Origin of the sequence: Pseudomonas sp. QLc11A (assembly GCF_052112305.1) — a bacterium.
Taxonomy (GTDB): Bacteria; Pseudomonadota; Gammaproteobacteria; order Pseudomonadales; family Pseudomonadaceae; genus Aquipseudomonas; species Aquipseudomonas laurylsulfatiphila.
The window spans coordinates 168,776-182,895 of the sequence record NZ_JAVAJJ010000013.1; the positions used below are offsets into that span (position 1 = coordinate 168,776).

General features: G+C 62.0%; 12 protein-coding genes. 5 read left to right on the forward strand and 7 right to left on the reverse strand.

The features are described from left to right. Positions 1-175: 175 nt before the first annotated feature. Positions 176-1,348 (reverse strand): MFS transporter, encoded by a 1,173-nt coding sequence (locus tag Q8X48_RS19450; protein WP_407801219.1) that lies wholly within the window; start codon positions 1,346-1,348, stop codon positions 176-178. Between the two features lie 256 nt (positions 1,349-1,604). On the opposite strand from Q8X48_RS19450, the gene Q8X48_RS19455 reads away from it, so the two are divergent. Together Q8X48_RS19455 and Q8X48_RS19460 are read left to right on the forward strand one after the other, a co-directional pair. Continuing rightward, positions 1,605-3,428 carry a glycoside hydrolase family 15 protein gene (locus tag Q8X48_RS19455; RefSeq protein ID WP_407801218.1) on the forward strand — a complete coding sequence of 608 codons (1,824 nt, stop codon included), beginning with the start codon at positions 1,605-1,607 and terminating at the stop codon, positions 3,426-3,428. A 312-nt stretch (positions 3,429-3,740) separates the two neighbouring features. Then, complete coding sequence (locus Q8X48_RS19460) at positions 3,741-4,130, forward strand: hypothetical protein (RefSeq protein WP_407801217.1); 390 nt, start codon at positions 3,741-3,743, stop codon at positions 4,128-4,130. Here the strand turns inward: Q8X48_RS19460 and Q8X48_RS19465 are convergent. Continuing rightward, complete coding sequence (locus Q8X48_RS19465; RefSeq protein WP_407801216.1) at positions 4,106-5,116, reverse strand: GlxA family transcriptional regulator; 1,011 nt, start codon at positions 5,114-5,116, stop codon at positions 4,106-4,108. The two genes, Q8X48_RS19460 and Q8X48_RS19465, sit on opposite strands and share 25 nt — an antisense overlap. A gap of 88 nt (positions 5,117-5,204) precedes the next feature. On the opposite strand from Q8X48_RS19465, the gene inhA reads away from it, so the two are divergent. Beyond that, positions 5,205-5,891, forward strand: coding sequence for an isonitrile hydratase (inhA, locus tag Q8X48_RS19470; RefSeq protein WP_407801215.1), 687 nt, complete (start codon positions 5,205-5,207; stop codon positions 5,889-5,891). Positions 5,892-6,176: 285 nt separating this feature from the next. Here the strand turns inward: inhA and Q8X48_RS19475 are convergent, their stop codons facing one another. Further along, positions 6,177-6,665: an SRPBCC family protein gene (locus Q8X48_RS19475; RefSeq protein ID WP_407801214.1), complete on the reverse strand. Its 489-nt coding sequence runs from the start codon at positions 6,663-6,665 to the stop codon at positions 6,177-6,179. A gap of 287 nt (positions 6,666-6,952) precedes the next feature. On the opposite strand from Q8X48_RS19475, the gene Q8X48_RS19480 reads away from it, so the two are divergent. Then, positions 6,953-7,354, forward strand: coding sequence for a lysozyme inhibitor LprI family protein (locus Q8X48_RS19480; protein ID WP_095968148.1), 402 nt, complete (start codon positions 6,953-6,955; stop codon positions 7,352-7,354). A gap of 140 nt (positions 7,355-7,494) precedes the next feature. Here the strand turns inward: Q8X48_RS19480 and peaD are convergent, their stop codons facing one another. The 4 genes from peaD to peaA all read right to left on the reverse strand — a co-directional run bounded on the left by peaD (position 7,495) and on the right by peaA (position 12,054). Further along, positions 7,495-8,613 carry a quinohemoprotein amine dehydrogenase subunit beta gene (gene peaD / locus Q8X48_RS19485; protein WP_407801213.1) on the reverse strand — a complete coding sequence of 373 codons (1,119 nt, stop codon included), beginning with the start codon at positions 8,611-8,613 and terminating at the stop codon, positions 7,495-7,497. A 21-nt stretch (positions 8,614-8,634) separates the two neighbouring features. Beyond that, on the reverse strand, positions 8,635-8,958 hold the full coding sequence (gene qhpC / locus Q8X48_RS19490; RefSeq protein ID WP_007971075.1) for a quinohemoprotein amine dehydrogenase subunit gamma: 324 nt from the start codon (positions 8,956-8,958) through the stop codon (positions 8,635-8,637). A gap of 1 nt (position 8,959) precedes the next feature. Beyond that, on the reverse strand, positions 8,960-10,390 hold the full coding sequence (gene peaB / locus Q8X48_RS19495) for a quinohemoprotein amine dehydrogenase maturation protein (protein WP_407801212.1): 1,431 nt from the start codon (positions 10,388-10,390) through the stop codon (positions 8,960-8,962). Between the two features lie 83 nt (positions 10,391-10,473). Next, on the reverse strand, positions 10,474-12,054 hold the full coding sequence (gene peaA, locus Q8X48_RS19500) for a quinohemoprotein amine dehydrogenase subunit alpha (RefSeq protein WP_407801211.1): 1,581 nt from the start codon (positions 12,052-12,054) through the stop codon (positions 10,474-10,476). Between the two features lie 540 nt (positions 12,055-12,594). Here peaA and Q8X48_RS19505 point away from each other — a divergent pair. Further along, positions 12,595-14,085: an aldehyde dehydrogenase family protein gene (locus Q8X48_RS19505; protein WP_407801210.1), complete on the forward strand. Its 1,491-nt coding sequence runs from the start codon at positions 12,595-12,597 to the stop codon at positions 14,083-14,085. Positions 14,086-14,120: the final 35 nt, after the last annotated feature.

Sequence of the window (14,120 nt, forward strand, 5' to 3'; positions counted from 1 at the left end):
CGAAGGTTGTCTGCTTGGAGAACGGATGAGGTGCCCAAAGAATTAGCCATATGAATAACCCTGTGGGAGCGAGCTTGCTCGCGATAGGGGCATGTCAGACACCAATGATGCCGACTGATACTGCGCCATCGCGAGCAAGCTCGCTCCCACAAGGAAATGCCCCGCTGTCAGATCTTCATTTCAGATGGCGATAGCTCGGGATCGCCGAGCCGAGCACCAGCGCCCCCGCCGCAATCGCCAGCCAGAACCCGCTGCGCGAGCCGAAGGCGTCCACCAGCCAGCCGGAGCCGGCGGCACCGATCGCGACGCCGATGCTTAGCCCGGTGACCAGCCAGGTCAGGCCTTCGGTGAGTTTGGCCGGTGGCACGATCTGCTCCACCAGGGCCATGGCGACGATCAGCGTCGGGGCAAAAAACAGCCCCGCGACAAACACCGCCAGCGACAAGCCGAGAATGTTCGCCGCCAGCAACAACGGCAAGGTGGTCACCGCCGTTGCCACGCCGCCGTACAGGAACAGGCGCGCCAGCGGTACTTTCGAACGCAGTGCGCCGAAGGCCAGCCCGGCCAGGCACGAGCCGATGGCGTACACCGACAGCACGATGCTCGCCGCCGCCGGTTGACCCTGCTGTTGGGCGAAGGCGACGCTGACCACGTCCACCACGCCGACGATGGTGCCCATGGCGACCATCAACAGCATCAGCAATTGAATGTCGCGCGAGCGAATGATCGAGCCTTGATGGTGATCTTCGTGGGGATGTACCGGCGGCTCCGTGCTGCGCTGCAACACGAACGCGGTGACGCCGACGGCCAGCGCCAGCAAGGCCGCCAATGGCCCGGCCTCGGGAAACGCCACCACACACAGGCCAACGGAAAGCGGCGGCCCGACGATGAAGCAGACTTCATCCAGTACCGATTCCAGGGCGTAGGCAGTCTGCAACTCGGGGTGACCGCGATACACCTCGGTCCAGCGAGCCCGCACCATCGCCGACATGCTCGGCATGCAACCGGCCAGCGCGGCGAAGACAAACAGCGTCCAGTGCGGTGCCTGCAACCGCGTGCACAGCAACAACAGCAACAGCGCCCCGCCGCCGAGCAGCGCCGCCACCGGCAGAATCCGCCCCTGGCCATACCGATCCACCAGCCGCGAGACCTGCGGCGCACAAAAGGCCGTGGCCAGGGCGAACGTCGCCGCCACCGCGCCCGCCATTCCGTAGCCCCCCTGCAACTGCGAAAGCATGGTGATCAGGCCGATGCCGGTCATGGAAATCGGCATGCGCGCGAGCATGCCGGCCAGCACGAATGCGCCGCTGCCAGGGGCTTTGAACAGCTCGCGATAGGGGTTTGCCATGGGTCAGGTCTCATCAGGGGACTGCACGTTGCCATAACGGCTGATTGCGGGGGAAGCGTGGAATTGTTGGTTGAATGTGAAGGCCCCTTCGCGAGCAAGCCCGCTCCCACAGTTGATTTGTGTACGCCGTCCAATGTGGGAGCGGGCTTGCCCGCGAAGGGGCCAGTACAGACAACCCACGCCCCCCGCCAAGTGAACTCTCGGCCACCCAGACCAGTCAGCTAAATAGGCCCCAGGTTCCCGGAGTTGCGCGACAATGGCTGATCACCCCGAACGCCAAAGCCCCATCGACGCCCACGGCATCATCGGCGACATGCGCAGCGCAGCGCTGGTCAACGACAAGGGCAGCGTGGATTTCTTCTGCTGGCCGGAGTTCGACAGTCCGTCGATCTTCTGCTCGCTGCTGGACACCCCCGAGGCGGGGATTTTCCAGTTGTCACCGGACCTGCCCGACGCCCGCCGCGAACAGATTTACCTGCCCGACACCAACGTGTTGCAAACCCGCTGGCTCAGCGACCGGGCGGTGGTCGAGATCACCGACCTGCTGCCCGTCGGTGACACCGAAGACGACCTGCCACTGCTGATGCGGCGGATCCGCGTGGTCAGCGGCCGCGCCACCTTCCACATGCGTTGCGCGGTGCGCCATGACTACGCCCGCGCCAGCACCCGCGCGAGCATGGACAAGGATGACGTGATCTTCAAGGCTGCCGACCAGCCGTCCCTGCGGCTATGCGCCGATCAAGCCATGCACATTGATGCCAATGGGGCGGTCGCGCAGTTCACCCTTGAGCAAGACCAGACCGCCCAGTTCCTGCTCGGTGCGCCTGGCGACCCACGCTTCAGGGAGGGTGCCGCCGATCTGTGCCTGACACGCACCCTGAAGTTCTGGCGCGACTGGATCGGCCAGTCCAACTACCGCGGGCGCTGGCGCGAGAGGGTCAACCGCTCGGCCCTGGCAATGAAGCTGCTGACCTCGCGCAAGCACGGCGCCATTCTCGCCGCGGCTACTTTCGGCCTGCCGGAGAGCCCCGGTGGCGAGCGCAACTGGGACTATCGCTTCACCTGGATCCGCGACGCTTCGTTCACGGTCTATGCGTTCATGCGCCTGGGCTTCGTCGAAGAAGCCAACGCCTACATGCGCTGGTTGCGCGGCCGGGTCAGCGACTGCCGGGGCAAGCCGATGAAACTCAACATCCTGTATGCCATCGACGGTCGTCAGGAGTTGCCGGAGATCGAGCTGACGCACCTGTCCGGTCATGGTGGCGCACAACCGGTGCGCATCGGCAACCAGGCGTACCAGCAGGTCCAGCTCGACATCTTTGGCGAGCTGATGGACGCGATTTACCTGGTCAACAAGTACGGCGAAGCCATCTCCCATGAGGGCTGGAAACACACGGTGGAAGTCATCGATCAGGTTTGCCAGACCTGGGAGCAAAAGGACGTCGGCATCTGGGAAATGCGCGGCGAGCAATATCATTTCCTGCATTCACGGCTGATGTGCTGGGTCGCCCTGGACCGCGCCATCCGCCTCGCGTCCAAACGCTCGCTGCCCGCCCCGTTCGCCCGTTGGGACCAGACCCGCCAAGCGATCCATGCCGACATCTGGGAGAACTTCTGGAATGACGAGCACGGTCATTTCGTCCAGCACATCGGCGGCACCGGCCTGGACGGTTCGATGCTGCTGATGCCGCTGGTGCGCTTCGTCAGTGCCCGCGACCCGCGCTGGCTGGCGACCCTGCAGGCCATCGAAAAGAGCCTGGTGCGCGACGGCATGATCTACCGCTACCGCAACGACGACAGCCAGATCGACGGCCTGCCCGGCAGCGAAGGCGCCTTCGCCGCCTGCTCGTTCTGGTACGTCGAATGCCTGGCCCGCGCCGGCCAGCTCGACAAGGCCCACCTGGAGTTCGAACAGTTGCTCAGGTACGCCAACCCGCTGGGGCTGTATGCCGAAGAATTCGACAGCCATGGGCGGCACATGGGCAACACGCCGCAGGCGCTGACGCATCTGGCGTTGATCAGTGCGGCGTGTTTTCTGGATAGAAGGTTGAGTGGGGAGAAAACCGTCTGGCAGCCGTGAACACAAGTTTCTGACACCACCGACATCTGTGGCGAGGGGGCTTGCCCCCGTTGGGCCGCAACGCGGCCCCAAAAAGTAGCTACCAAATCCCCGGGAAAACCGCGTTCGCCGGATTTACGGCCGCTGCGCAGCCGAACGGGGGCAAGCCCCCTCGCCACAGGTGCTACGCAAAGCAAAGCCCTGCATTTTTAAACAACTACCGTCGGAAGCTCCCTCGGAATACCTTATTGCCAGCCGTTACATCCCCACCTAACATCTTCGATCACGGGTACAGCGGAGCTGTCCAGAACCACCCGAATTCAAGGAACCAGAATGACCCAACGCATCCATCGCAGCATCGACACCCCGCTCCGAACCGGTTTGAACCGCGAAGAACTCTGGGAGGCCGACGACAAGGGTCTGATCAAATGCAGGGAAGTCGGCCGCCAGCGCGCAACCCGTTTCCCCGAACTCGCCCGACAGTGCCTCGCTGGCGAGTTGCCGGTACTGGGCTGGAAAGGTGGCGTCAGCCGCAGCCTGAAGAAACTCGAAAAATACGGCTCCCTCAAATACCTCGCCCAGTGGCAAGGCTTGCGCGGGGAAGACCTGGACGTGGACCTGGCGAAAGAGCGAGCGCTGACGTGTGCTCGGACAGCCATGGTGGTGACGTTTACACCGGATCGGACGAAGTATTTCAATCAGGTGGCGGAAGCGGAAGCCTGACGTGAACCGGACACCGGTTCTACTGCAACACTGACCGAAAACCGCTCCCGATAAGCCTGCGGTGTCACCCCCATGGCCCGCAGGAAGCTGCGGCGCAGGGTTTCTTCGCTGCCGAAGCCGCATTGCACCGCCACCCTTTTGATCGGCACTCCGGTATCGCTGAGCAGACGCCGCGCGGTTTCGACGCGGATCAGTTCGATGGCCCGGGCCGGGGTCTGGCCGGTGTCGGCGCGGTAGTGGCGTACGAAGCTGCGTTCGCTCATGCCGGCCTGCAAGGCCAGGGTCGGGATGCCAAGGTCCTTGGTCAGGTTTTCGCTGATCCAGGCGTGAAGTTCGTCGAATCGCTGGCCTTCCTGTTGCAGGGACAGGGTCACGCTGAATTGCGACTGGCCACCCGGACGCTTGAGAAACACCACCAGTTGCCGGGCGACGTCCAGGGCCATGTTGCGCCCCAGGTCCTGTTCGACCATGGCCAGTGCCAGGTCGATGCCAGCCGTCACGCCGGCCGAGGTCCAGACCGGGCCGTCGTTGATGAAGATCGGGTTGGGTTCGACCTGCAAGCGCGGGTGCTGTTGCGCCAGTTGCTCGCAGCGGGTCCAGTGGGTGACCACCCGCCGGCCATCGAGCCAGCCGCTGGCCGCCAGCAGAAACGCACCGGTACACACCGAGGAAACCCGCCGGCAGCCACGGGCATGCTCGCGCACCCAGGCGACCAACGACGCATCTTGCGCCGCCGCGTAGACACCCCAGCCACCGGCGATGATCAGGGTGTCAGTGCCGTCATCCGGTAAGGGTTCGGCCAACAGCGCCAGGCCCGCCGACGACATCACCGCCCCGCCGCCGCTGGCAATCACCTTCGGCGCGTAGGGTGGCGGCAGGTTTTGCTGGCGGGCAATGTCGTTGGCCGAGGCGAATACCTGCAACGGCCCGGTGACGTCGAGCAATTGCACGTTGGCGAACGCGAGTACATGGATGCTTTTCGACATTTGGCGTAATTCGTGGGGATATTGGCGTATACGCCAAATCCTACGAGCCTACAGTCAAGCCGTCCACCCACTTCACGAGAAAAACACCATGACGTTGCAGATCGGCTTTCTGTTGTTTCCACAGGTTCAGCAACTGGACCTGACCGGCCCTTATGACGTACTGGCCTCGCTGCCGGATGTGAAAGTGCATCTGATCTGGAAGGACCTGATGCCGATCACCGCCAGCACCGGCCTGCTGTTGAAACCGACGACCACCTTCGAGGATTGCCCGGCGCTGGACGTGATCTGCGTACCCGGTGGCAGTGGCGTCGGGCCGTTGATGGAAGATGACCAGACCCTGGACTTCCTCAGGGCCCAGGCCGCCAACGCCCGGTACATCACGTCGGTGTGCACCGGCGCACTGGTGCTTGGCGCGGCGGGATTGCTCAAGGGCAAGCGCGCCACCACTCACTGGGCCTATCACGAATTGCTCAAGCCGCTGGGCGCAATCGCGGTGAACGATCGGGTGGTTCGCGACGGCAATCTGTTGACCGGTGGCGGGATCACCGCCGGTATCGACTTCGCCCTGACCCTGGCCGCCGAACTGTTCGACCCGGCCACCGCCGAGTTGGTGCAGTTGCAACTGGAATACGCTCCGGCCCCGCCGTTTACGGCGGGCAGCCCCGAGACGGCGCCGGCCAGTGTGCTGGAAGAAGCTCGCCGGCGGGCTGCCGCCTCGTTGAAGCTGCGGGCGCAAATCACCGAGCGCGCGGCGGCGAAACTCGATCGTCAGTAAGAAAACGGCGGCAGGAATCCGCTTCTGCCGCCCCTACCTTTCCTGCGGTCACAAAAAAACCCGCCGAAGCGGGTTTTTCCAAGACCATGACGACTCCTTGTCGCAGCGTTCCTTGCATATGGTCGATCATCCGTGATCCTGAGCACATCCTGTGCTTCAGTGGGTGAGGCCAGAATACGCATCGGATCCAAATTGTAACAGGCGATATCGCTTCCATCGCGTGTAAGACATTCGCTATAAGCCACCTTCCGAAAACCCTTAGATGCCTCAGGCGTCGAGCCGACTTCAGCCTCCCTGTTGCTCGTGGGACTTTGCATTGTCGATCAAAAACTGCTCGATATTGTTCATTTGCTCTTCCCATCCACGACTATCCATTCGGAAAGCCTTTTCCCGGCGCACATCGGGGATGTGATCGAAACCGGACTCGGAGACTCTGAGCAAGGTGCCTGCGTCATGATCTTCCAGTTCGAACTTGACCAGGGTGGTTGGCTCCTGGGAATAGTCGATCTCGGGACGCACCGCGTACGGATGCCAGCGAAACGAAAACAACCGCTCCGGCTCGACCCGCTCGACCAACACGTTCCACAATACGTGTTCATAACCGGGGTACGTAACCCGGCCCTGGGTCCACTCGCCTGCCACAAAACGCTTGCCTTCCAGCGCCACGCCAAACCACTGTCCGAACACTTCGGCATTGGCCAGCACGCGCCAGACCTGCGAACGCTTGGCCTTGAGCAGGACTTTCCTTTCGATGCGATCAGATGCTGGGTTCATAAGTCACCTCCTGTACTTGAACAGTAGGTCAGTAAGACCACAAGACCAACCCTAAAGTTGTACCAATCGGGATGCGCAATCAACCATGCCTGAGATATTCGGTTGCATTTGCACGGATAAGTTCTGGGGCAATCACCAAGTCGGAGGTCGAAACTGCACACGTTTTCCTTCGAAACAGCATCGGATGGCAATCGCTGGTGAAACATTCGCAGTGGCAAGCGTAGCGGGCTGAATCCGTCACAGCGCTACACTGCACCTCAACTTTCGGTCACAGCGAGTCATCCGGCATGAACCCACGCTTACTATTGGCATTGACGCCCCTGCTGTTCACCTCCATGGCTGTCGCCGTTGACTGCGACAACGCCAGCAACCAGGCGACGATGAACCAGTGCGCGGCGCAACAGAATGCGGCCGCCGACAAGGAATTGAATGCGCTGTACCAGCAGATCACTTCGCGGTTCAAGGGCAACCCGGACAACAAGAAACTGCTGGTGGGTGCACAGCGGGCGTGGGTTGCGTTCCGCGATGCCGAGTGCAAGTTCTCGGCGTCCGGGGTGGAAGGCGGGAGTGTGTATCCGCTGATCTACAGCAACTGCACCACGGAACTGACCAAGGCGCGGGTGCAGACGTTCAAGAACTACCTGAAGTGTCAGGAAGGGGATATGAGTTGTCCGGTGCCGGGGGTTTAAGATTTTCAGAGTTTTTGAGGGCCTCTTCGCGGGCAAGCCCGCTCCCACAGGGTTCAGCGGTGTTCACACAATAGTGACCACACCACAAATCCACTGTGGGAGCGGGCTTGCCCGCGAAGGCGTCGGTTCAGTCGCCGCAATTACCGGACAAATATCTGCGCCGTGGTAATCGCCATGTCCCCGCCCGGCAATTTGATGCTACCGGTCTGTTTGAGGCTGTCGGCATCGAAGATCGCCACGTCGTTGAACGTCCCGGCCAGGTAGATCTTGCTGCCGTCCTTGTTGAAGGAAATGCAGTAGTAGGAGTGATCAAGCGTCGCCGCCTGGAGCATTTTCTTCTCCTTGATGTCGTACTTGGCCAGGCGATTAAGCACACCGAACATCAGGTTCGGGTCCTTGGGCGAGCGCATGCCGCTGAAATAGATTTCCGTCAGTGGCCCGAAGTCGGTGGTTTCGGTCTTGCCGGTTTTCAGGTCGACGCTGAACAGGCCATACAGGTATTCGGCGGTGGCCGGGTCCTGCTTCTTGTCCTTGAATTTCGCGGCGGTGTAGAGCAGCGAGAAGTCATGCCGATACGTCTGCTGGTTCCACACGTAGAGCACGTCCGGCGCGCTGTAGTTCGGGCGTTTCCAGTGACGGCTGGGGATCAGCACGTCGAACTTTCCGGTCTGCACATTGACCTTGTAGACGTCCGCCCCCGCCACATACAGGGTGCCGTCGTCGCCACTCTGCATGATGGTCAGCTGCCTTGGCGCCGGGAAGCTGCGCACCGGCTTGGCATCCATCCCGGCGTCAGTCGAGTACACGTCCAGCCGAGGCTGCTGCACTTCGTAGCGGTCGTTCATCATCAGCGTCGGGTTGGCGACGGTGTACAGCTCCTTGCCGTCGTGGCTGACCGTGAAGGCGAACATGGACTTGGCCTTCTCACCCGGCTTCTGGGTGATGCTGGCGTGGAACACCTGTTTGCAGTTGTCCAGTTCGACGCCGTAGACATCCGCGTAGTGGTTGTTCAGCACGTAGGCGGTCTTGCGGTCCGGCGACAACTGCACGGAGCCGGGACCGAAGGCGTCGGGCATCTTGCAGGTCTTGAACAGGGTGTCGGTGGCCAGGTCGATCACGTGCAGGTTGTTCGGGTAGTTGGTGGTCACCATGTATTCGTGACCGACTTGCAGCGCGGTGTTTTCATCGGCCAGAACACTGACGGAACAGCTGCTCAGGACGGCGAACGCGGCCAGGCCGCAGGCTTTGATGTTACGCATGCTGGAATCCTTCTTCTGTGATCACTTGTCTTTGGGGAAGACAGTGCCGAGGTTGCGCCAGTTTTCGTTGGACGCCTGGGCATCCTTGTTCCAGTCCGGGTAGGTGCTCATCATGTCGGGCACCTGGGCCGGCCACCAGCACGGGTCGGAGCAACCGTAGAGATCGGCCTCCATCGGCTGGCACAGCGACGACACACCGCCAAACGCATCGATTTCCCAGCCCGGGTCGGTGGTCGAGGCACAGCCCGCCACGGAGCTCATGGCCACCACTTCTTCTATGCGGTTCTCGTCCGCGGCCTGATCCAGCTTCAACGCTTTGTTATTGATTGCCTTGAGATGTTTCATATCAGTGAGCCTTGCGCGGAGTGATGTAGCTGCTGATGAACGCAGGGTTATGGGCCATGATCCGGGTGTAGACCTCGATGCCGAAGTCGACCCAGTCACGCATCAGTTCGCAGTAGTGATAGGTCGGGTGCGTCGGGTCTCCGTAGCGGGCGTAGCTCTCGTGGTAGCAACCGCCGGAGCACAGGTTGCGGATCTGACAGTCTTCGCAACCGGTGTTGGTGCGGTCCAGGCGCTGGGACAGGAAGTCGTTCAACTCCACCTGCTTGACGCCGCTGTGCACGTTGCCGAAGGTCGGCAGGCTCGAACCGGTAAAGCGGTGGCACAGGTTCAGCTCGCCCTTGTGATCGACCGCCAGCATCTTCAGGCCCGCGCCGCACGGCAGGGCCTTTTTGTGGCCTTCGTGGATGTCGGTGATCAACTGGTGCAGGTTGGAGAAACCGATGTTGCGGTGCTCCAGCGCCGCTTCCAGATAGCGCCGACCGAGTTTTTTCATGTTGGCGAAGACTTCGATCAACTCGTCGCTGGTCAGGTTGAAACTGCTGATGTCGCCGGAAGTCACCGGGGCAAAGCCGACTTCGGCAAAACCCAGCTCGTTGAACAAATGATCCCAGATGGTCTCGACATCGGTGACGCCGGTGGTCAAGGTCACCCGCGCGCCCACCGGACGGCTGTTGTAGCGTGACAGCAGCATCTCGGCCTTGCGCCGCACCACGTCATAGGTGCCCTGCCCGCCCACGGTGATGCGGTTGCGGTCGTGCACGGTTTTCGGACCATCGATGCTCACCGACAGCCCGAAACGGTGGGCATTGAGGTAGTCCACGGTGTCTTCGGTGAGCAGCGTGGCGTTGGTGGTCATGACGAATTCGACGAACTTGCCGGCCTCGCGAAAACGCTTCTCACAGTAATCGACCATGTACTCGATCAGCTTGCGATTGCTCAGCGGTTCGCCGCCAAAAAACACCACGGTAAAGCGCTCCTCATCCGGGGATTCGCGCAGCAGCATTTCCACCGAGGCGATCGCCGTTTCGACGTCCATTTTTTTGCCCGCCGACGGCTTGTCGAGGTCTTCCTTGTAGCAGTAGGTGCAGCTCAGGTTGCAGCCGGTGTTGACGTTGAGCACCACGGTGTTGATCGCCGTGCGCTCGACCCGTTTGGTGGCGATGTCCGGGGTCAGCGGCGAGCCGTCGCTGACCAGTTCCAGGGCCATCAGCTCGCGCAGTGTCTCGGTGATTTCCTCGCCGTTGAAGCGCGCCGCCAGGCGCTGGATCAGGTCGTCCGAGGAGCAGCCGGGACCGCGCAGGGTATCGATGATGGTGCCCGTCAGTTCATCGCTGGCGAACAGCGAACTGCTGGGGATGTGAAACAGCATGCGGTCGGCATCGACCTGCACTTCATGCAGGTTGCGTTCGACCAGATTCAAGATAGCGCCCATTGCAAACCTCCTGTGCAAACCCCGCTTGGCGGGGCCTGCGGTCATTCCAAAAAGATGTCTGAAACCGTGAGAGATCAGTCAACTCATGGAATGGGTGGATTGTTCCAGCGTTGCACGGTCACGATCAGGTGGCCTTCGCCGGTCAGGGATTTCCCGGCGTCGTCGACGGCGGCGATCACCTTGAGGTTGCCGGCGTTGTTGGTGGACATCTTGCGTGCCGGGTTCGGCCCGGCATCGCCCGGGGTGAACACACCTGCGTCGGCCTGCATGGTGCCGGCGAACTTGACGTCTTCGTCCTCTTTGGCGCGTTCGTCGAAGGCCTCGACCTTCCACTGCGCCGGGAACACGCCGATGCGGTACGGCTTGCCATCGGCGCCTTTGCCCCAGGCCTCGGCATCGAAACGGCCCTGGACTTTCGGCGTCGATCCACCACCATCGCCGATCCGCGCCACCGAGAACTCCGGCACGACTTTGACTTCGGTGATCTTGCTGTACACCGACAAGCTCGGGCCTTTCAGCGTGCCGACGGTGACTGCACGCGCGCCCGGCTGGGCATTGGCGGCGGCCTTGAGCTTGACCTTGATCTGCTCCGGACTCTGCGAGACGACTTCAACCACTTCCACGCCTTTGCCGAAGTTCGGCTTGCCGGAAAGACCGCTGCCGATCAGGGTCACTTCGGTTTCGCTGCCGGCCTTCACGTAGCCCGGTTGCACTGCGAGCAAACGCTGGGAACCCTGTTTGGCGGCGACGAAGTCCAGGCCGCGCTCGTCGTGCTCGGCCTCGAACATGCGGCCCTGCATGGCATTGCCCTGCGCGGCGAACACCTGGCGCATGGTCACGCCATCGATGGTCACGTTACCGCGCCATTCATAGCCGGTGTAGAGAATCGCGCTGCCGTCGCCATTGAACGGGCTGCCGTCCGCGTACTGGCCTTTGACGCGGACCTTGAAGGTGTCGCTGCCGTCGGCGGTTACGCTCATGACACCGGCCAGCTCGCCTTTGCCCGGCAAGTGGCCGCTGAAGCTCCAGTCACCCGCCAGGGCCTCGCTTTTCGGCGCGGCGCTCTGCCATTTTTTCCAGGCCGGGTTGTCCAGCGGATAACGCTTGGCCAGCAGCGGCACCATCTCTTTGCGGGCCAGATCGAACCAGTCGCGGTCGCGGGACAGGGCCTGGTATTCCAGCGACGGCCATTGGCCGAGGTGGAAGTTCACCAGGCGCTCCCATTCCTGGGCCGGACGCCGTTGCAGGGCCACCCGCGCACCGGAGTGGCAGCGGCCGCACATCTGGCTGGTCTGGTCATCGAATTGCTCGACGGTATTGAGCCGGCGTTCCAGCGCATAACGCACGCCGTCGGTTTCGCTCGGTGCCAGGCCCTGGGTGTCGGCCAGGTATTTGACCAGCGTGCGGCGGTCGTCGTCGCTGATCTGCAAACCGTGCATGGTCTGCATCCGGGCAATGCTCATCAGCCAGCCTTCCGGCGTCTTGCGCTGGTGGCTGATGCGGCTCAGGGCGTTATCGGCTTCGGGGGTATGACAGCCCTGACAGGTTTCCTTGAGGATGGTCTGGGCGTCACGGGCTGCCAGGCTGTGAGGCGAATGCAGCGCTACACAAGCGGCTACGGCCAGCAGGCTGGCGCTCATGCCTGATCGGAGTTTTCTCTTCATCAACGTCGAACCTCGCACGGTGCGTTCTTATTGTTGTGGCTTATCGTTTTTATGGTTTCTGCCGTCGGCGGTGAACCGCTGACGGAGGCAGGAGAAACGTCTGCGATGAGCAATACACGGAGCGTGCCAGCTTATGAATACCTCAATGAATCAATGATTTGCCGATAATGGCCGGTGTTTTGCCAATCGTGTCGTCGGTGTTGCGCGTTTAATTTCGCGACAACTGTTTCAGCCTGAGACAAGCATAGCTTTCTGTAGGAGCGAGCTTGCTCGCGATGGTCGTTAACGATATCGCGTGCTTACAGGCTAAACGTGGCGCTCTTTCGTCCATCGTCGGAACGCCGCCCGGAGCAAGCTCGCTCCTGCAGGGTGTTGTGTTCGGGACGTCTCACTTCGTCGCAATTTGCGACGTTTATCGTTCGCAGGGTGATCCGCAGAGAATCTGTCACGTCCCGGCAGATGGGGCCTTCGGGCCGAAAAAACACAACTGGCACAGCCATTGCGAAAGACCTCGCCACACGAACAAGACGAGGTTTCATCATGTCGCTCCCAAACCTGCTTCCCGCCACTTCGGCATTCATCCAGCGCGCCCCGCGCATGCTCATCGGCGGTGACTGGGTCGAGGCCGCCGACGGCCAGACCATGCCCCTGCACAACCCGGCCACCGGTGAAGTGCTGTGCGTGGTGCCACGGGCAACGCCGGAGGATGTCGACCGCGCGGTCCTCGCCGCCCGCCAGGCATTCGACGATTCATCCTGGACCCGCACCCGCCCCCGGGAACGGCAGAACCTGTTATGGAAACTCGCCGACCTGATGCAGCGCGACGCCGAGCTGCTGGCGCAACTGGAATGCCTGAACAATGGCAAGAGTGCCGCCGTGGCCCAAGTGATGGACGTGCAACTGGCCATCGACTTCCTGCGCTACATGGCCGGCTGGGCAACCAAGATCGAAGGCTCGACGGTTGACGTGTCGGCACCGCTGATGCCCAACGATCAGTTCCACAGCTTCATCCGTCGTGAAGCGGTGGGCGTGGTCGGTGCGATCGTTGCCTGGAACTTCCCGCTGCTGCTGGCCTGCTGGAAACTCGGCCCGGCCCTGGCCACCGGTTGTACCGTGGTGCTCAAACCCGCCGATGAATCCCCGCTGACCGCACTGAAACTCGCGGAGCTGGTGCTGGAGGCCGGTTATCCCGAAGGCGTGTTCAATGTGGTCACCGGCACCGGCATCACCGCAGGCTCCGCCCTGACCCACAACCCGCTGGTGGACAAGCTGACCTTCACCGGCTCCACCGCGGTGGGCAAGCAGATCGGCAAGATCGCCATGGACTCCATGACCCGGGTCACCCTGGAACTGGGCGGCAAATCACCCACCATCGTCATGGCCGACGCAGACCTGAAAACCGCCGCGGCCGGGGCCGCCAGCGCGATTTTCTTCAATCAGGGCCAGGTCTGCTGCGCAGGTTCGCGGCTGTATGTGCAGCGCAAGCATTTCGACAATGTGGTGGCGGACATCAGCGACATCGCCAACGCGATGAAACTCGGCAACGGCCTGGACCCGAGCGTCGACATGGGCCCGTTGATCTCGGCGCGCCAGCAGGAGCGCGTCTACGGGTACATCGAAAAGGGCCGGGAAAGCGGTGCGACCATCGCCTGCGGCGGCGAGCAGTTTGGGCCGGGCTTTTTCGTCAAGCCGACGGTGATTGTCGATGTCGATCAGAAGCACTCACTGGTGCAGGAAGAAATCTTCGGCCCGGTGCTGGTGGCGATTCCGTTCGACAACGAAGCCGATGCCCTGCGCATGGCCAATGACAGCCCCTACGGCCTGGGGGCGAGCATCTGGTCGAATGATCTGGCGGCGGTGCACCGGATGATTCCACGCATCAAGTCGGGGTCGGTGTGGGTCAACTGCCACAGCGCCCTGGACCCGGCGTTGCCGTTCGGCGGCTACAAGATGTCCGGGGTCGGGCGTGAAATGGGGTATGCGGCGATCGAGCATTACACCGAGCTGAAGTCGGTGTTGATCAAATTGTGATTTGTAGCGTCCTTTAGGCCGCCTTCGCGGGCAAG